Here is a 20,581-nt window from a genome sequence, read left to right as displayed (position 1 = left end):
CCCGGATTTATTTCGGGCCGGCTTTTTGCATCGAGCGAGAGAGCAATGTCCTGAGCTTTTCATAATCGATCTTGGAGTTATGCCGCGGGTCTCTCGGGATTTTGGGTACAAATAAAATATCCTGAAAACCCTCGGGTAAAGAATGAACAAACATCCGGACCTTTTCCTGTTGCGACGGTTCATTGAGCTCAATAATGGCGCTCAGCTTACTTCCCAATAGCATTACCGTCCCGATTTCGACACCCTCAATGCACTGAAAGCGGTTTTCAAACAGGAATACCGATAGTTCTCCATTTTGTGTCGGGATCAGCGAAGTGCAGCGGCCGGTCAGGAATAGCATGCCATTTTCATCCAAAAAACCACTATCGCCCGTCCGGTGCCAGCATTCCGTTCCTACAAAGATCTTGTTGCGTTTCAATGCCTCGGGGTTATGCAGGTAGTCCCGCAAAACGTGTTTTCCTGAAACGATAATTTCGCCTATTTGTCCTTTTTCAACTTCCAATCCGGCCAGTTCCTTCTCCGTAGCAGCAGCGAGAACGCCCTCGGTAATCCGGATGATCCTGACCGTAGCACCCGACTCTATTTTGCCGACTTTCAGGCCCATGCTTCCCTGCATGCCGGATGCAATCAGGTCGTCGGCGGCGATGACGCTCATAGGCTCCGCCTCCGTGGAACCGTATACAATGCTGATCGCGGCGGCAGGAAATGCACTTCGGTAAATCTCTGCCTCATTAGGAAAAACAGGAGCTCCCCCCGTCAGGATTTTTTGTAGGGTATTTAAATGCAAATCCTTGCCTGACAAGTACCGCGCCACTTGCTTGACAAAAAATGGCGATGCGATGAGGGTGTCGACTTTGTACTTCATGATTTGAGCCGCGATCTGCTCTGGTTTCATCGAATCCGGCTTGCGGGCATTGAAATCGGCTATCACAGATGTTACGCCGGCGCCCAGATTGATCAATAAAACAATCGGCAATACCGGCATGCTCACGGATTCCGGGACCGGGTCGATGAGCGGCTGTAACGCCTGAAATTGTTCAAAAAGCAAGCCGTGCGTTCTGATAGCAGCTTTTGGAATACCTGTACTTCCCGTTGTAAAAGTGATGAGGGCGATGTCGTCGCGACTGGTGGCCGGCAATTCCGGCGATAGGAAATCCAGTTTGTATTTCAAACCCAAATGCAATGGAATTTCCCTCAACGCAGGTAAGAGCCACGCTAAAACGCGGCCTTTGAAAGTTCCTATGAATGCAGCGCATTGAGCCAGGCGGCAGCATTCGTTCAACCTGCTGATGCTTACCCATTCGTCCAGAAACACCGCGACGGCGCCAATCCTGAAAAGCGCCAGTACCACCCGGTACAGGTCGTCGCTCATCGGCACGAACACCAGCACGCGGTCGCCCTTACGAATGCCTTTTTGGATAAAGTAGGTAGCAGTCGCATTCACCGAATTTTCGAAACCCGCAAAACTAACGGCCTTATCCCGATAGATAATAGCCGGTTTATCCGGTACCTTCCGCGCGGCTGCATGAAAGAGGTCGACGACGTTGAACTGGTCAGGAAATCGGTTTTCCATACAAAACATAGTTCCTGTAATTACTGCCCGAAAAATTGGTCGAAAGCTTTTTTGAAGTGCCGTGCTCGTAAATAAACGAATGAATGGCACTCGTATAACCCAGCTCCACAGCCTTGCGATAAATCACATTCCCGATCACATGGCCGAGGCCCCTCCATTCCGGTGCCGGATGCCGGGCCAGCGTTTTTACAATCAGAGATTTATTAACAGTGTTAAAAAAGTCGTGAATGCAGAAAAAATAGCCGATTAGATTACCTGCGGCGTCTTCGGCAAGGAGGGTCAGATCCGGATTGATGTAGGCTTTGGTCTGCGCGTACTTTTTCACAAAAGCTTCTTTGCTGATCGGCGTGTACAGGAAGTTCGTTTTAAAAGCAAGGGTATTAAACTCAAAAATACGTTCTATTTCAGCTTCGAAATCGGCCAGGTCAATCGGCCTGATTGTCATGCCCAAAGCCGTCAACTCTTCCGCACGCGCGACTATTTCGGGATGGGCCGGCTCCATTCCGCGATCGATGTTGCTGTAATAATGCGCGATCGGCTCAAATCCTGCATTTACGAATTGGGTATTGTAATATAAATGATGACAGGGTTCGGTGAAAAACAGCGGATTCTCATGTCCGCTAAGGAAACGGTAACTTTCCCAGGTGCTTCCATTCATGGGGCCGATGAGGTATTCACCTCCCCAGGATTGCACGGTTGAAGTAACCTGCGTTAAAAGCTGTGCAGCATATTCGTCCCGTTCGACGCATTCGTAGTGGCCGACTGAAAATGCATGCTTCCCGGCGTATTCGAGTAATGGATTATCGTAAACGCTTGCCCTTGCCACGGGCTTGCTGTCGTCGAGCAGCACATAGCAACCTTTGAGGAATTCAATGGAAATTGCCTCGGAAGATTTAAACCTAAGACTATCCGCAGGATAAATGGCTCGCGGCAGTTCGGTAAACAAATGAAAATCCGGCATTCCCGGGCCAGTTTCGATTATATGCATCATAATGCCAGAAAGAGGATTGTTACAACGCTCGCGGGGATCGTCAGGTTGTCCATTCCTTTCACGCCCAATGCTTCCGAAACCGTCGCCGTGACGGGAATCAAAACGATTAATGATGCAGCACCAGACACGTTGCCAAGGCAATAGAACGTGGCGACCGTCACCAGTAATGCGGCAACCAGGAACGCCATCGAACCCGATAGCGATTTCCCACAATCCCAAACCTTATACCGCCCCACCGGAAAACGCTTTCCGACAAGCGCCGCCACCGGATCGCAAATGGCAAGGATCAAAATCGGCAAATAAAAAACAACAGGGCCTTTTTGAGCTAGTTGGAAGATCAGAAAAAGCAGATACACCACAATTGGAAACAAAATGCTGCCGTAGGAAAACCGGTCGATTGCATTGATCGACGGCAGCCAGCCGAATTTCAAACTGGCCAGCAGGATCAATAAAAAACTCCCGCACAAGAAAAGTACCTGCCAGTGATTACTGAGCATTAGCGGAAAAAGGAGTGTCAACAATCCCGTGCAGATGTGCACGATTTTGCGTGTCCATTCTGCCTTTACTTTTAAGAAACGGTACAGGCATTCGGCGACACCGAAAAGGGTAAGAAAACAGGCGGCGAGCGTGAGTACTGGGATCATTTACCGGATTACCTTTTCAATAATAAACTCCTTGTAGAAAAAACCCTTATCCATCGCTGCCAGCCTTGTCGACTCTGCCTCCATCTGCGCTACGCTTTCGGGCATGATCGCAGAAATTTTCCTTGGTACCATGAGATTCCAGTAGGCAAACTTTCCGCCATTTTCCATGCCGTCGAGAAGGCTTTTTGCCGTCTGGCGAAACAAATCCACATCCATGTATTCAAAAATATCCGACAGGTTCATACAATGGAATTGGCCATAATCCGCCACAGCAGCTTGCGCGTAACCTTGCTTTAAATGCAGCCGCTCGATATTAGCGCGGATTTCAGGATAATTTTCTTTCCTCAAATAATGTGGAAGAAGCCCGTCGAAGTCGCCCGTCAATGTATAGCGCAGCATGAAATTGTCCTGCGCAGCCACCGACGCAAGCTGACGCTCCGCCCTTCCGAAAATGAACTGGGAAACAGAGCCCTGAATCTGCTTTTGAAACTCGGGATCGCGCCCGTATTTTCCCATTACATATTTGCTGAAAAAGATCCGGAACAACAATCGCCAGCGCCAGGTATTCCATTTATTTTGGTAAAAATCCGTTTGCTCCGGCTGCGACTTAGGCGCGAACAATTCATTAACAATGCGCCGCGAATGAATCCACGGGAGGATCTTCGCGCTGAACAACTGAAAGTATTTCTCAAATTTCCCCTGATGGATCACACCACTGGCTATCACCGGCAGGTTCAACTCCCAATAAGTCGCCGCGGCGCTGCTCAACTGCCTTTTCAGACTTTTAAAACACTTTTCGCGGGAATCGGAAGGTGTAAAGCCGAGAAATGCGAGCGTTTCTTCCCTTTCCAGATTTTGAATGCAAACCTTCTTCAACTCGATCAGAAAGAGTTGTATTTGGTTCACATCCACTGCGACGACCATTGCAGGATCAGTCGCCAGAAAAGAAAAGCTATTATCGCCAGCCGAACCAATGGAGAGAATCTTGCTGCCTCTTTCAGGGGAAAGGCCGGCCAGCAACACATCGGCATCCTCCCAGCAGTTGGCATAGCGGATAATCCCGAAATCGACCCGGTCGGTTAAAGCTGTCTTGCTCATTCGCCCAACATGCTGATGATGCCCGTACTTCCGTCCATTTCGATCCGGTCACCGGTTTTCAACCGCCTCAATAAACCCGTCACACCCACGATACAAGGTTTACCCATTTCACGCGAAACGATCGCGGAATGGCTCAACAAGCTCCCCCGCTCGACAATGATACCTAAGGCACCGGGGAAAAGCGTAACCCAGCCCGGATCAGTGCTGGACGTCACCAGAATGTCCCCATTCAGCGACGATATCTCGCCGGGATCCAGCACGACCTTGACTTTGCCGGAAACCTTTCCCGGCGAACACCCTATTCCCTTCAAATCGCCCTGGTGCGCTTCGACCCTATCGATATTAAAGAAATCGTTGCCGTGGTAAGGCACACCATAGGTGGCAAACCGCTCCGAAAGCGGGCCGAGTTCGTTATAACTTTGAAATTCTTTCTTCCGAAGCGCTATCAATGCTTTGATGTCCTGTGTAACCGCCGTGCCGTCAATATAACTGAAAATCTCCTCCTTCGTGAGATAGAAAATGTGGCGTGCATCGGTGAGCAAACCATCGGTATGGAACCGTTTGCCAATAGCTGTAAATAGCTCCCGGACAATCCCGAATGCCCTCGTGCGTTCGTAGCGCAGGTTCTCGCGCGCACTCACGAGTTCACGCGTGTAACGCAATGTGACCCGCATCTTCCATTGGCTGACCAGCTTACCCTTCAAATGCTGACGCAACTCTTTTTCCGCATCGGCCCGGATCGCTTCTTCGCGCGAGCCGGAGATTTGTGCCGCTGTGATGCCCGTTTCGACATACGATTTCAACACCCGTACGAATTTGGCGGGCTCCTGGCTGTACGAGACCGTTTCCAGTTTCAGTTCACCCACGCATCGCTCTCCGAAATCGGCGATATAACGATCGATTTCCGCCTGAATGGCCGCAAATTGCGGATCGGTGCTGGTAAGCAATGCTTCGTGTATGGCAAATTCGTTTTGGGAAACGAAAAGCACTTTCAATGCCGGTATATCGGCAATACGGGCGGCGATTTCGATGCTTCTGTGCACAGGTTGTACCGAAATAATATCGTTACTGCCGCAAAGCAGGTCATTATGTAAATTGGTATTTCCGCCGTTCGCAGCTTGTTCGCATTGCTTTTGAAGCATGCCAAACCAGATCATGGCAAAGAAATCGTTCAGAAGCGGAGCTTTCCATTCGAGTAGGAGTTTTTGTTCGAAACGGAGATATAACTGCATCAGTCCGGCTGCATCCTTTTCTGCGAATGGAATGGCCTTGTATTCCCGGATCATGCCGTCGACGAGCGCCATAAATTCCTTCCTTTTCCGCGGCAGCGCCATAAACCGGAAAAGCATTTGAACAGCCATTTTCACAATGCGCCACCATGCCTTGGCACGGGACAAACGGTAACTTTCCGGAATGTCAAATTGCTCCTTCACGCCCATCATTTTCTCCATAAACCGCGCATTGAGGCTGTAACCCGGCAGCATGGCCAGCATATGGTACCAACTTTTGAGGTTATAATAAACCCGGCCGTTCAGAAAGCCCAGAGTATTCGCAAACACACGCTCGTTGGCTTTGATAACTGCCTGGCCAACGCCCAGGTAGGCGCTAAACAGTTTGTAGGCAGTCTCATATGATTTGCTGATAAATGAAAAAGTCAGCGGGGTGGTTACGCCGGGATAAGACTCGATAATATTGCTATTATCCCAAAGAATGTAGTTTTCCAATACCTCACCCGGCGCATTCAATGTGGTAATGGGCCTGGTTTGGAGTAAATAAAGTTGATCGTTTGCGATTGCAAATTCGATATCCTGCGGCTGACCGAATGCTTTTTCCAGCTGGTCCAACATCCCGCCGATCCGGCGAACCTGGTCGTCCGTTAACGCGGGCTTGTGCTGGTTCGAGGTAGGTACATCCTGAATAACTGTACCCGCCCCATGCTCCAAATCCAAAGCGGACATCTGGGTTTTGTGGGCTGTTTCAATATGAAGGTCGGTTCCTTTTAAAACGAACTGATCGGCATTCAACTCACCGGAAACCAACCCCTCACCTATTCCAAAAACCGCATTAATAACCTTTTCATCCCTGTTCCCTGTCACGGGATTGGCACCAAAAGCCACGCCCGCCGATTCCGCCTCAACCATCTCCTGGACGATTACCGCAATGCCTTGCAACCCGGAAATCCCGTGATGCTGCCTGTAAGCCGATACTCGAGCCGAAAAAGCCGAGCGCCATACATCCTTGATCCGAACCGCCATTTGCTGACGGGTAACATACAAATGGCTTTCCAATTGCCCCGCAAACGAAAAGGCGCCACCATCCTCGCCGACCGCCGACGAGCGCACCGCGAAATACCGCGTTTCTGCGAAAAACTTTGTAAGGGCCAGTATTAAATCACAATCGATCACGATCTGTTCGATCGCATGCAACATAGCCTCGTCGCTCCCATTTCGAACCGGGTCGGGCAATTTCGCCACCAGCGATTCCCAGGGGATCACCACAAACCTCGGGACAGGCATACCAAGATTTTTCAGCCGGAAAAGGTTTTTCGCTTTTCCGCCGATGGTCAGGTCCATCGCTTTGTAGGTCTCCGTATCGGAAATAAAGTGCATCAATGAAACAGCAGTTTTGAGATCATCGGCCCTCCGCCCAAAATCAGGTACATCGAGATCGTCCAGGCAGCCGATGCATATTCGATCATTTTTGAAAGCTTGACCGTTTTGTCACGCAGAAAAAGAACAGCCGGACTTGCGCAAACCAGGAAAACGATCACCAGCATAACCAGCACCACATTTCCATAACCCGCAAACACCGAGGCCGCAATGCTCAGCAACAGCGTCACGGCCAGCACGATAAGCCACAGGCCAATTGCCCGACTAGTACCCAGCATGGAAGTATAGGTCAATACCCCTTCCGATTCCTGGCCGGGTGCGCGCATCTTCCGCCCTACTTCCAGCACAATACCATTCATATAGGACACCGCGAAAAAGAAAATCAGCCCCGTTGGCGCTTTCACGCCCGCCAGCAGCCAGTCGAGCCCGCTCGCATAAATGTCGATGAGCGGAATGATGAACATATGCGACGTTACATACCAGAACTGATGTTTTTTCAACCATTCGGCCAAATAAAACTCTTTGCCCATCAACAGCAGATAACCTATCACTACCGCGTAAATAGAAAGCATTTTGGGAAAGAAAAACAGGTTCACGAGCACCTGCGCTACAGCTACGGCAATGCCCATGATCACAAGCTCGCGATACGACACAAGCCCGCGCGGAACAGGCAGCCCTTTACGGAAACGGGCGTCATCCTCCGCGTCTTTGAACTCGTCAAAAATCCTGACCAGCAGAAAAAGTGAAATGGTTGTAAAAATACCGACGGCGAAAATGGAACCGTCCACAAAACCTTGGGCGCCCCGGCATATCCGCGAATAGGAAATTGCCGAAAAACTGAATGCCGCTACCAGCAACCCGTGCCCCAGTACGGGAAAACGCTCTTTTTGATAAATATAAAACCGCCAGAAGAACATGGCATTGTTCTCCCTCGCATCGCTGAACTCATTTCCCTGGACCGGCAGCCTCATTTCTTCCGCCCGAATTTCTGGTGCGCGGCCGAAAACTGCCCGGCCGAAAGTGCTGCGGCAATCGAGATTTCGCCGGCAAGCACCAGCGCACCGCAAATTTCTGCGAATTTCCGGGTGTTACCAGCGCCGTAGCAGCCCAGCAGTTCCAGACATTCCCTCTGCGTCGGCAGCGATGTACCGCCACCTACCGTTCCTACGATCAGGTTCGGCAAGGTAACCGACACATAAAGACCGCCGTCGCCGGTCAATTCCATGCGGGTTATACCTACCGACGCCTCCGACACGCAGGCAACATCCTGCCCGGTGGCAATAAACAAGGCAGTCAGTCCATTGGCATAATGCCCTTGTGCACCAATGGCACCGCTCTGAATGGTACCGATCGTGGACGACCGCCAGTATTCAGCCATAGCTTCGGGTGTAGTTTTGAGCACTTCGCCGACAATTTTGCGCGGCAACGTAATTTCGGCGGTGATCTTTTTACCCCTAACATTCGCGAACGATTGCGACGTCGCCTTTTTATCCCCCGAAAAATTACTTTCTATAAACCAGAATTTAGGCTGAACAGGGGCATTTTCAATGATATATTGGCAAATGGCGTTGGTGCAGATCGTGACCATGTTCTGCCCGGAAGCGTCGCCGGTGTGGTATTCGAAAGTGAGGATGAGATGGTTGCCTTCAATATTGGTTTTCAGGTCAATCAGCTTCGCATAGCGGCTGGCCGACTCGGTAATATTGCGGAACTCATCGATCTGGCCCAGTATCCATACCAGGAACTTTCCGAGGCTACCCAGGTTATCGAACTTAAAAACCGGCGACCGCTGAACGCCGTCGATGAGGCATACCGATGTGGCCCCTCCCGCCAGATAGCACGCCCTTGCGCCGCGATGATAGGACGCCAGCAGGCTGCCCTCGCTCGTCGCCAGCGGAATATAGAAATCACCTTTGGCCATGGATCCCAGCACCGACACCGGGCCGATAACCCCCGTGGGTACCATCGACATGCCTATGTAATTTTCAATATTCCCTTCCAGCCGCGACAGGTCCTCAAATGCCTTCCCTCCGCTTAAATAAGGAAAATCGCCGTTCGCTTTTTTCGACAGAAATTCAAGCCTTTTCCTGGTTCCGTAGGAAGAGACCGGTACTTCGGCGGGTAAGCTCTCCGGCGGGTCTTTGGATACCGGCTTGTTTTTGATGTCTTCCAATAATTGTTCAAGGTCTTGCAGGGCGCTCATAGCGCGGAGCGCCTTTTTGGTGGTTTCGCTGGTTGAAGACATAGGCTGGATGGATGTTTGACAGCAAAGGGCTTGTTACCAAAATATGTAACGGTTTGACAACCGCTAACATACTAAATTTCACATACCTATCATATTCAATAGCAAATCACTTAGTAAAGAGATAAACCTGTCCGGCCTGCGTGAGCGTCAATGCATTTTCCGCAGGTTTGAATTCCATCGTCACACCTGCCGTATCGAACTTAAAAACATCTTTCTTCACAGGTGTAAGCCGGAATGACGGCTGGCCGGTTGCCTGGCCGAACAACTGGTTGTCCTTACGGCTAATGGTCATTTTCAAAGGGATTTGCTTGCTCGAATACTCGCCCACATAGGCTTCCAGTTCTTCGGGGCGCGTTGCAGCGGTTGAGAAATCAGGGATGGTGACCGGCACTTTGAAATAAGCACTCAATACGGCAATGAGCATGTCGTTCAAGCCATAGTCGACCCCGTTCGCGAAGACTGCGGCGGCTAGGCTGTCACTCGGAAAGTAAACCACCGCACCATGAAAACCGTCCAAACCACCTGTATGGCCGTAACCTTTCTTTTGATAAAAAGGCATATTAACCAACCCTATGCCAAAAACATCGACCATTTTCGTCATTTCGTGAAGGCTTTCTTTTGATACGAACTTACCGTCGAAAAGTGCCTGAATAAAAGTGGTAACATCCGCGGGCGTCGATACAATGGCCCCGGCTGCGCCTGGCTGGCTCAAATCTGTTTCTGTACTTTTTTCCCAGCCTTTCGAAGCCGTGTAAGAAAGAGCGTCGCCCTGCGCAGGGTCGATCTTGCCACCGAAACGGGTATCCTTTAATCCAATACGAGACAGAATGCGTTGTTGCAAGTTCTTTTCATACGATTTCCTGGTGATGTCTTCCAGGATATAACCCAGCAGCACATAGTTCGTATTGCTGTATCTGGCTTCCGCGTCGGGTGCAAAGTCAGGTTTGTTTTTGGCAAAATTCGCCAGCATTTCAGCCCGGGTCATGGGCTTGGTCATCGACTTCCAGTAGGTGTCGTCGTCGGTGAAATTGTGAATGCCACTACGGTGGCGCAGCATCATTTCAATGGTAATCTGGGACGCGTTGGGAATGGCTGGGAAATATTTGTCCAAATGTGTATTCAAGGACAGCTTCTTCTCTTCCGCGAGCTGCATGATCATCGTGGCAGTGAAAGTCTTGGTAATAGACCCGATGCGGTAACGCGTGGCAGGGGTCGCTTTTACCTGATGGGCGCTGTCAATAACTGCATACCCAACAGCGCGCTCGTACACTTTGACACCCTTGTGGGTCAACAACACGCTGGCCATGGCTTTGTTGTGGATAGACAGGCTATCGAATAACCGGTCGAGATCGGCAGTGTTGACTTGCTGGGCGGATGCGGAAAAAGTAGCAATCAATGCGACGATCAGCGTCAGAAATGGTTTCATGGGAGGATATGGTCTTTTTTGCAATTAAACCATATAAACTGAAACCGAGGTAACCGATCGTCACAATTTTGGCAATTTAAATCTGATGGTACTTCGACAACAGCTCCGCTACCTGTTAGCTGCGTGGTTTATGTTAATGTACGATCACGATCTTATGGCTGCTCTGCGTGCCGTCGGCATAATGGATCGTGACCCAATGCACTCCCGGAACCAGTTGGGCGACGTCCAACGAATGGTTGTTTGCGCCGACACTGTATACCTCATGGCCTGATTGAGAATACAGGCTCACTTTCGCCAGTCGGCGGTTGCCGGTGCGGATGTTCAACTTGTCGGTGACCGGGTTAGGGAACAGCACCACGGACGCGCCTTCCTGATTGCCAAAATCGACGGAGACGATCTGGCTGTATGCAAAGGTCCGGTCCATATCGACCATTTTTAGCCGGTAGTAGTTCACGCCGGCTGTCGGCAACTCATCGGTGGCATTGTACCGGCTTCTCCCTTCGTTTGCCGCTGGTATCTGACCGGGCAATGTGCCCCATGTAAGCGCATCCGCGCTGCGCTCGATTTCGAAATGGTCCGCATTTTTTTCCTCGGCCGTCAACCATTCCAGGCGCGTGGTATTCCCATCAGCTTTGGCCAAGAAACTGGCCAGTCTGACTGGCAATGCGGTTCCCGGGCCGACAAACTCTTTGGCAAACCAGAACTCGGATAAGGTTTTTGTCGCAAATTCAAGATAATACCCCTGCGCATAAGGCACTTTTTTGACCTCCGAGCTGGGCACATACGACCATACCACGCTACCGTTGTTAGAAATGATTCCATCCTCGTTGTCACCAGAATATTTGGTAATGGCCAAATCATAAGCCGAACCCGGCTTCGCTATCCCGGATTTCTCGGGTGCATTAATGAGCCGCTCCGATTCCTCGTCCGTCATATAAAGCCGCACACCGATCGGTCGCTCGTAGCTGGATTGTGCCGTCTTAATGGTGTAGCTTCTTCCGGAATAATACTGCCGGTTCTGAATGCGCGTCGCTCCATTGTCGAGATACGTCCTCACCAAAACCTGGCCCATTGTTTGCCCGTTGGGGTTAATGGCTACAAGCATTGAATTATAGAGCTCGTATGGGACCCACTGGTTTCCGAAGAGCTCCCCCGACAGCGTCGTGTTGTCGGTTGTATTGCTGTAATATACCATTGCCTGTAAGTCGTAAAGATGGATATCGTCAATCGCTATTCCCGCCCGGCCGGAAGGCGCCTTGGTTTTGATCACAAAACGAAACCGGACGTATCCTCCGGGGAAGTCGTTGGGGATTGGCACAGTTGCCACATGCCATCTGGTATAGTCCTGCACATTCCAGGCGTCTGCATTTTCCTGTCGGGAATTGAACCAGTTAGTACCACTATTGATCGCCCCGAGCCGCATCCAGGTATTTCCACTCACATTATACTCTACATAAGCAATATCACACGTGCCGCCCGAGCAGATAGCCAGATCGATAGATGCACTGAAACTCAGCGTAGGCTGGGCCATTCCATTCATTGCGAAACAAGGGGAATACAGATAAGACACCACCTCGCTGGCCCCGCCTGCCCGGGCAGACCACGCCCTTTTACCACTCGCAGCCTCCTTCACTTTTCCATTAGAAGGAGTTCCAAATGCCCACAAAGGATTAGCATCAGACGTGTACCATCCTCCGGCTCCGTTTTCAAAGTCTTCCAGATAAGGGAAGGTGGAAATCCCTTGAACGCCTTTCCTGATTGTGGTAGAAAAATCATTTCCTGAATTTGTATCAAATGTTTTCTTAACCACCACCTTAATATTCCTGTCGATATTGAGATCGTGGGTCGAAGAAAAATCAAAGGTAACAAGGGTGTCGCGTCCGGCCCTCACAACGGGCACGAAGCCGACATAAATCGGTGCTCCGTTAATATGCGCTTCGAATGGCACCCGGAATGAGTCGACCGAACTATTATTTTTTATCAATGCACTATATGCCTGATAACCATTCGAATCGCAAGAAGGCATTCCGGAAACTTTAACGCTCGCCACCTCCATATCACTCGTGGTGGTGAACAAACGGATATCGTCGATTGTCGCCCCATCCGATTGCGCCGGATATCTGAAAGCCTGCTCCCACCTTACCTGGAAACTGGTCGAGAAATCCTTCACGTTCTGCTTTAAAATGTTGCTTACGTCAATGGAAATCAGCAAGTAATTGTTATCGCGGGTAAAGTAAGGAATAGAGCTGCTTTCCAGCGCCGATATCCACTGATCAGTATCCTTTCCGCGAATGTAAACCCGCAAAGGCCAGTTCTGGACCGAAGTTGCATACATCCTGTACCTGAACGTCAAACGGATCTCATCGCGGTCGGAATGATAGGCGGCGAGATTATAAGTCGCGTCCAGAGCGGTCGGATATGATGAGTTTGTCCAGTTATTGGCATCCACGGTAAATGCCTTTGTCCCGGAATAAGCCAGCACGGGATCGCCGGTGGAAGTTCTTAACCTACCCAAATCGCGCTCCTGTGAAAAGTCATAGCGATCGGTGCCAGCGATGCCCATTTTATTGGCATAAATCTCATTGCCCTGAACCACTTCAAGATCGTCGAAAAAGGGCAGATTGACCGGGTCGTTGGCCAGTTGTCGGATCAAAACTGATTTCTGGTTATTCGAGGCCAAAGGATCGCCCTGCGACTTCACCGACACCGTAAGCGGATACGAACCGGTCCTGAGCATATTGACCGTTTGGGTAAAAGTATATTCCAGATAGCCATTGGCCGCAATGTCCGTTTCTACGGTTTCCCAATGGACAGGCGCATCTGCTTCTCCCACGGCATAGCCCACCTGAAACGATTGGGTCAATGGCTTATCGTACAAGTTTTTGATCCCAACTTTCACCACCTGGGATTGGGTAAGGACCGAAGAAGTGAACAGCCTGCCCGAGTTTACAGGGGAAATGATTGCGTCAACAGCGAGGTCCGCTTCGGGAATAATGCCCTGGCAAGTACCGGAGTCGGGTTTACGGCTGATGGCCAACGCCCTGCGGCCAGGGACGCCGTTTTTCCGTGGCCTTACAGAAATATAATAGGTCGAGTCGCGGGAAAGGCCGCTCAATACGTATTTCAATTCGCTGGTTACCGCCACGGAACGCATTTCATTGCCCGCGAGCCGCATTACCTCATAGTCGGTAGCCCCGCTCACCGCGGTCCACTGAACAGCCGCGTAACTTTCGCACTGGTTTGCCGACAGCGTAATTACCGGCACGCCTATGATTGCAAACCCGGCGCTTTCCTTGACAACGCCGGTGCTATTTTGGGTAATGCGGATTTTGGCATTGGTAGTCGACGCATTCGGCACTGTCCAGCTGAGCCTGTTGATACCCGCCGGTACCGCCGCGTTGATGGTAGTCCAGGAAGTGCCGTCGTTCAAACTGTATGCTACGGAGAATGTGCTTTCGGCATTGCCATAGCTATCCCAGGTAATGTCGATCACATCGCTTTTGGTAAATTTTTCACTACCCACGGGATGCGTCAGCACAGCCGACGTTTCGATGATATCGTATACTAAAAAGTACTCCTGAGTGCCGCTAGGGACTTTCGTACCCGAGATATTTATCAAGTAAGTGCCGGTCGCAGGACTTTGCAGGACAATCTGCTCGATATTATTGACCGTATCCACACCTTCTACGGCAGCCACATCAGGCGTACCCGGCCGGGGGAACGAAGGAAGTGTTTCCGCATTGCCTGGCCGGATTACTTTCAGGTCGAGGTCATTGACCAGGGTCTTGGCGCCGAGCATGGAAGGCGCCGGGTCGTTCCAGTACAGCATGATTTTCACAAGCGCTGTGTTGGATGGCACCATTATCTCGTAACCGTCATGTGCCTGATGCGCGATCCGACCATTGAAGTACGAAGCTTTTTCCAGCATTGTAACCGACCGTAATAAATTCATCAGCCCGAAACCATAGGTAAAGTCGGGCCCTGGCAAGCCCTTGTCGGTGGCGCCATTACAAATAAGCGCCTTCATGAGCATATTTTTGGGGTTGGACTGATTATTCAACTGCCGATAACGCTGATAGAGCAATGCCAACCCGCCGGTAACCGCAGGTGCCGCCATGCTGGTGCCGGAAGCTGCTCCATAAGCGTTGGCAGGAACCGTGGAAGTAATGGCAGAACCCGGCGCAATAATTTCGGGCTTAATGCGCCCATCGAGAACAGGTCCCCTACTCGACGCCGGGGCGATCAGGCCGTCGGTGCCGGTGTTTCCGACGCTGATTACGTTTTTGGCGGAAATATAGCCGCCGATGACGCTTCCAAACCCAGCCATGAAAATGCCGCAGGAGGCTATCAGGGCGCTGTTACCGGCGGCAAATACTTGCTGCAAGTTGGGCAGATCAATGGCCTGCTTGTCCAGCGTGTAAGAATCGAAACTATAATTCCCGTACTCTGGACACACGCTGCCGCCATAAGCATTGCTAGCCAAAACCATCCCGAAATCCCGGACGAGCGACGAAGCCTGCCTCCAAATATCGGAATTCGACCGCTTCACCAGTAGTGCTTTGGGTGCGTAACCTCTGTATTTTTCATTGACAATACCTGCTCCCGCAGCGATACCCGCGACATGAACGCCGTGCCAGTAACTATTTTGTGGTTCACTGCTGATGAGCTTCGTGCTCACATCGATATGATCCATCAGATTACCCGTGTCGCCGATGCCGATCACCACGCCATCGCCATTGAGTCCACGCTGGCCTGCAAGCATCGATGTCAGCACATTCGCCCGCGTTCCAGCCTCGCTCCTGTCGTTGAACAGCACTTCCGGGGGCGGTACCGCTTCGATATATTGCACCCATGGCAAGCCCGCCAATACCAGCAGCTTCTCGCCTGGGACCCGTACATCGATCAGCTGATAGCTGACCAATCCCTCCGAGAGCAACTGTACGCCCAGTGAATCCAGTCTTTTTTTCAGCCCATCGAATGTGATGGACTTGATGTAGCCCATCCGCACGTCCACCTTGCCCCGTTCCTTCACCGCGTGCGGCGGCGCATTCGCTTCCAAAAGCGCTGGTTGGATTTTGTGCCGGGGCTCGAGTTCTATAACCGAACGCGCTTTTGCCATCCTGAGCAGATCGACATCCAGGTTGGCACCCACCGTGGCTGTGTAGGCGTAGTCGGGAACGTATTCAAGCAACGCTATGCCGCCTGCTGCCAGCAAACGCACCGTTTCTTCGCCTGGGATTTCATAGAACTGGATGACGACCAGTCTGGCCTCGCGATCACCCGCCGACCGGAGCCGCCTGGCGTTTTGCGCTGCGTTTTCCAGGTTGGGAACCGGCGTGAGTGTGCCGGATTTCAAATAAAGTTTATAGGCGTGGACATCCTGTGCGATAAGTTCATTCACATTGAGCCATACCAGCAGCAGCATAAGCCACCAACGATGTCTTGAGAAACACATGATTAAGGAGGAGATGTAAAGTTGGAGGCTAATGTAGTCGTTTTCAACTACATCCACCTGCCCGCTCACCCCTTTTTTATCGCTTTCAAGATCATTTTTGTTACCCGCGAAATACTAATACAAGTCCTTTGGGAAGCAGCTACAAAGGGCTTTGAAATACAGGCATAAAATTGACTAAATGATATCTACGCTTATGAATATACGCAATACAAAATAGTGTGTCGTCCATATTCGCAGGCGATGTACCAATTTTGTATAGTACTACGAGATCCCGTTTTCAATGCCAACACTTCCGATCTGATCCATTGGGATCATTAGGGCTCGTGATTGGCGAAACGACCAACGCGAAGTCGCTATTTCAGGTAAAAACTGTGGTTACCCGTTGTTTGCCGGATATGAAGCACGTAGTCGAAATCGTTGAGGACATTGCCTTCAAAAAATTGATTATCGGCCAGGCCGTATACCAGTAACCGGTAACGGTGCGGAAATTGAATATTCTGTGAGCCAGCCTTTAACTCTGATGTTTTGAACCAGTACACCGGTTTGTTCAGTTTTGCAAAATGGTACTCGAATGCGGTACTGTCGCCGGCAACCACAGGATTCGTGCTTGTGATCCTGCCCGCTGCCGGGGTAAAAGTCGTGTAAAAACCTGCGGAGGTGGTCATGCCTATGCATTGGTACCCGGTTTGTAATTTTCGTGACAAATAATAACCCACACTTTTGGAGAAAATGTTAGGTGTCTTCTGTAAATGGGCGTTATGTGCCAGCAAGATGATTTTCTCACCGGGCTTGACCTCCGCAAGCACATTTTCGGCCATTAATGAATCCCGTATTTCAGATTGCACATCACGCGCATGTGCATGCTTCGGGTTGTTGAGCAGCAGGAACTGCCGGTAACTGCGGATGCTTTTCTTTACCTGTTCATTTTTAAGCTGCACCTTACCCATTACGTGGTTACTCAATGCTGTCAATTCGGCAAAATCGCCCTCGTTGAACGAATGATTATAGATATCGTTGCTTAACAATTCATAATCATGCAAGAGCTTCTTCAAAGAATCCGCAGCATCGCTTGGCATACCGGAATCCGCTATATTTCGCAATGATTGAAATGGGCTTTGCATATCAAAACCAAAGAATTGTAATTTCCGCTTGTCTACATTGCCGATCCGCCGTACCTCTTCGACCAATTCGACAAATTCCTGACATTCGTAGCCATACAACCGGAAAGACCGGAGAACCGATTTCAAATCACCAGCACCTGTGCGGATGTAGTCATTCAGCCCGTCTACTTCCGCCATAGGCGCTTCCAATCCGATTTTTTTCAGAGAAGGATCGGAAGCAAGTGCTTTAATCAGCAATATCCTGGCTGTAAAAAATTCGGATGTTCCATGCGATTGTTCGCCGATTCCAAGAACCTGGTAGTTGTGGCCGATCCTTTGCCGTATAGCGCTCACATTAGCTTCACCGGTAAGGTTGGCTGAATCGAGCGCTACCGCATTCGCCTCCAGTTGCCGGACCCATCGAGCGGATTGAGCAGCGGCCCAGTTCACCGGTGAAAACCAGAATAATGATGAGTTTAGAATGCAAAACCAGGTTAGAAATTTCATGATTTATATAAAGTTATTTTATATATAAATATTAATTGTATTTTAACCTACTCGTTAAAACTCAGCAAAAAATTCGGCGCGCCACGCGGTACGTATTTGCATGCGCTTCAATAATCGTTTTCAGCTGGGGAGAATAGCCGCCTCCCATACTGCATTGCACGGGAACACCCCGCAGATGTGCGGTTTGCAAGACGATTTCATCGCGCTGGCGGCAGCCGTCGATGGTGCAGGAAAGACGGCCTAATTTGTCGGTTGCGAGAACGTCTACACCCGCCTGGTAAAACATAAAATCTGGCTTTACCTGTTCGATGAGCTTGGGTAGAGTATCACGGAGAATGGCCAGATAGGCGCTGTCATCGGTGCGGTCGGGCAACTCTAAGTCGAGGTCGCTTTTCATTTTCCGGAACGGATAGTTGTTTTTCGCGTGCATTGAAAAAGTGAATACACGCGGTTCGCTGGTGAAAATGTCCGCGGTGCCGTTGCCCTGGTGCACATCCAGATCTACAATCAGCACCTGCTTAGCCTTTCCGTGATCGACCAGATATTGCGCTGCCACAGCCTGGTCGTTGATCATGCAGAAGCCTTCGCCCGCAGCACGGGATGCATGGTGCGTACCACCGGCGATATTGAATGCAATGCCCGTCTCCAGGGCTTTGAGCGCACCGTCGACGGTGCCGCGGGCAATCCTGAGTTCCCGTTCCACAAGCCCGGGCGTCTGCTCGAAGCCGATGCGACGCATTTCCCGGTAGCTGAGCAAACCTGCTATAAACCGGTCCGCATAGGCCCGATCGTGCACCGCATATACCGGTGGTATGTCGATCGGATCCGGGCTAAAAAAGTCGGAGGGGTCGGCAATGCCTTCCCGCAAGAGTTGCAATGGCAGGAGCTCATATTTGTCCATCGGGAATCGATGTCCCTCATGAACCGGATATTTGAATATGGGATGATAAGCAATCGGAAACATGCGGGTAAACAATGCTGAACCTGCAAATTAGCAAAAAAAGAAAGCGACCCTCCGAAGAGGGCCGCTTTCAAAAACGGGTGCTGGATTATTCATTGTCACCGGCAATTAAGCCAAACTCCCGAACTTTGGCATAATTAATTCGACAATATGGGGCAAACTACCGGAACTATGGGGCAAACATCGAAAAAGCAGGGATCAGATGTTTAGGCCACTTTTAGCAGTTCCTTCTACCAGGGTTTCCCTGTACCTTGCACCAGCCATGGCTTCGACCACTGGCTGTTTTTCTTGCGCGGGCCCGAGAAATTGGTCTCTTCCAGCTTCTCAATGGCGCTTTTCACGCTCACGCCATTGTTATTCAGCTCGTTGTTGCTGTAAATGAAACGCAATGGCAGCGCACGCGATGCAGGCGCAAGCCCCGGCACGAGTGCCGGTAATCCGGTACGGCGATAGTCGAACCACGCTTCGGTGGCGGAGGTCCAGCTTGCAATCCATTTCTGTTCGATGATCTGCGCCAATGTGCCTTTGTAAGCAACCGTTTTCACATAAGCGTCATACTGGCTTCCGACACCCCATGCCTGCAGCGATTGTTTGATGCCATTGTTATAATTGGCCTCTGCACCGCCGGTTGCCCATCCCTTCTGCGCCGCCTCGGCCAAAATAAAGGAAGTTTCGGCAGCCGACGCCAGGCGGGCTTTCAATAAGCCGCCTTTCGAACCCTGATATTCGTAGCTCAGCTGGGAAGCATGCTGGTTCTGCACCTGCTGGCCAGTCGTCGGGTTCTCATTATAATAAGTAGGATCGGTCATTCCCGCCGGGATGCCTACATATTCGCCGGTATTGAGCGGACCGTTAAACAGGTCGGCATGGGTGGGTTTGTAGAGCTTCGGGTTGAAATGGCGGGTGAATTTGGCACCTGCCGCAATCTCCTCACGAAGTTCCTGCTCGGTCAATGATTTCACACCGTTCTGGATCACACCGTTTTTACGGATAAACTCGTCCATACCTGTTTTCAGCGTTTCATCGGATACCCAGCGGACGTGCACCGGCTGGAACCATACTTTGAGACGCGGGTCGTTACTAGCGACCATCGTGTTCAGCAATGTAGCGGCTGGTCTTCTTCTCCGCCAGTTCGACTGGCTCACGTCGAATGCGACGGCGGTCGGCCACGAGTCGCCGGAGGCAGCACCGATATAGTCCATTACCGCATCTTCTGAGGCGTCCTTAATATAAATGCCCGAAGTATAGATCTGTTCGATACCTGCTTTGGCAACATCGGGCAGTTTGGAAGAAACGCGCATGTAGTAGCGCAGCAACAACGAATTGGCAAACTTCTGCCATTTCAGCTTATCGCCATTGTAATACACGTCATAACCCGCACCATAGGTCGAGACATCGGCAGTAGCAAAAAGTGCCGAAGCCTGTTTCAGGTCTTCTATAATGCCTTTGTACACCACTTCCTGGCTATCGAACTCCGGTAGCATTTCGCCCTGGTCCCCCTTCAATGCATTGGTATAAGGGATATCACCCCACAAGTCGGAAATCGTACCGAAAATGAATGCCTTCATCGTCAATGCAATAGCCTGATGGAACGTGTAGCCCGTTTCCACCGACCGGTTATACAACAGGTTATTATTACGGAGGAAGCCGTACCATGCCTTCCATTCATCGTCTTCTTCCGACCAGTTATAGTCATTGAACCCATCTTTCCAGGCATCTTCCTGAGTATGCTGCACAACGCCCGCGATACGGCCGTAGCCAAGTTTCACATACTGGGTGCCAACGCCCGTCATGACGGTCGGCAGCAGGAGGTTCGGGTTGGCGCTGTTGGGGTCGACGCCGTTCGGGTTTTCGTTGATTTCCGTGAGGTTGTCTTTACAGGAAGACGCGACCAGCACGACAAGCAGGAAAACGATTTTGGGAATATTTTTGAAGATTTTCATCGTTTTGATTTTTTGCAAAGTGTTGTACC

The 20,581-nt window shown here is 50.7% G+C and carries 12 protein-coding genes; all 12 read right to left on the bottom strand.

Translation table 11 applies throughout. The features are described 5' to 3' along the window. Nucleotides 1-7: 7 nt before the first annotated feature. On the bottom strand, nt 8-1,573 hold the full coding sequence (locus LZD49_RS03265; RefSeq protein ID WP_234665884.1) for an AMP-binding protein: 1,566 nt from the start codon (nt 1,571-1,573) through the stop codon (nt 8-10). Further along, a complete protein-coding gene (locus LZD49_RS03260) occupies nt 1,554-2,564 on the bottom strand; it encodes a hypothetical protein (protein ID WP_234665883.1) in 1,011 nt (336 codons plus the stop codon). The genes LZD49_RS03265 and LZD49_RS03260 overlap by 20 nt, the downstream gene beginning before the upstream one ends. Then, nucleotides 2,561-3,208, bottom strand: coding sequence for a hypothetical protein (locus LZD49_RS03255; RefSeq protein WP_234665882.1), 648 nt, complete (start codon nt 3,206-3,208; stop codon nt 2,561-2,563). Before LZD49_RS03255 ends, LZD49_RS03260 begins: the two co-directional genes overlap by 4 nt. Continuing rightward, nucleotides 3,209-4,306 (bottom strand): DUF3419 family protein, encoded by a 1,098-nt coding sequence (locus LZD49_RS03250; protein ID WP_234665881.1) that lies wholly within the window; start codon nt 4,304-4,306, stop codon nt 3,209-3,211. Further along, entirely contained in the window at nt 4,303-6,915 is a 2,613-nt protein-coding gene (locus LZD49_RS03245) for a PEP/pyruvate-binding domain-containing protein (protein WP_234666669.1), read from the bottom strand. Before LZD49_RS03245 ends, LZD49_RS03250 begins: the two co-directional genes overlap by 4 nt. Further along, entirely contained in the window at nt 6,915-7,886 is a 972-nt protein-coding gene (locus LZD49_RS03240; RefSeq protein ID WP_234665880.1) for a UbiA family prenyltransferase, read from the bottom strand. The genes LZD49_RS03245 and LZD49_RS03240 overlap by 1 nt, the downstream gene beginning before the upstream one ends. After that, nucleotides 7,883-9,160, bottom strand: coding sequence for a hydroxymethylglutaryl-CoA reductase (locus tag LZD49_RS03235; protein WP_234665879.1), 1,278 nt, complete (start codon nt 9,158-9,160; stop codon nt 7,883-7,885). The genes LZD49_RS03240 and LZD49_RS03235 overlap by 4 nt, the downstream gene beginning before the upstream one ends. A 106-nt stretch (nt 9,161-9,266) precedes the next feature. Continuing rightward, the gene (locus tag LZD49_RS03230) at nt 9,267-10,586 is read right to left on the bottom strand and encodes a serine hydrolase (protein WP_234665878.1); all 1,320 of its coding nucleotides are present in this window, start codon (nt 10,584-10,586) and stop codon (nt 9,267-9,269) included. A 133-nt stretch (nt 10,587-10,719) separates the two neighbouring features. After that, nucleotides 10,720-16,041: a S8 family serine peptidase gene (locus LZD49_RS03225; RefSeq protein ID WP_234665877.1), complete on the bottom strand. Its 5,322-nt coding sequence runs from the start codon at nt 16,039-16,041 to the stop codon at nt 10,720-10,722. Between the two features lie 353 nt (nt 16,042-16,394). Next, nucleotides 16,395-17,648 carry an erythromycin esterase family protein gene (locus LZD49_RS03220; protein ID WP_234665876.1) on the bottom strand — a complete coding sequence of 418 codons (1,254 nt, stop codon included), beginning with the start codon at nt 17,646-17,648 and terminating at the stop codon, nt 16,395-16,397. 61 nt (nt 17,649-17,709) lie between these two features. Continuing rightward, nucleotides 17,710-18,612 (bottom strand): histone deacetylase, encoded by a 903-nt coding sequence (locus LZD49_RS03215; RefSeq protein ID WP_234665875.1) that lies wholly within the window; start codon nt 18,610-18,612, stop codon nt 17,710-17,712. 227 nt (nt 18,613-18,839) lie between these two features. Beyond that, complete coding sequence (locus LZD49_RS03210; RefSeq protein WP_234665874.1) at nt 18,840-20,552, bottom strand: SusD/RagB family nutrient-binding outer membrane lipoprotein; 1,713 nt, start codon at nt 20,550-20,552, stop codon at nt 18,840-18,842. Nucleotides 20,553-20,581 lie beyond the last annotated feature (29 nt).

The sequence above is a fragment of the Dyadobacter sp. CY261 genome (assembly GCF_021440085.1).
In the GTDB taxonomy this organism is placed as follows: domain Bacteria; phylum Bacteroidota; class Bacteroidia; order Cytophagales; family Spirosomataceae; genus Dyadobacter.
The sequence above is the reverse complement of the archived record's forward strand: the minus strand, read 5'-3'. Positions and strand labels throughout refer to the sequence as shown.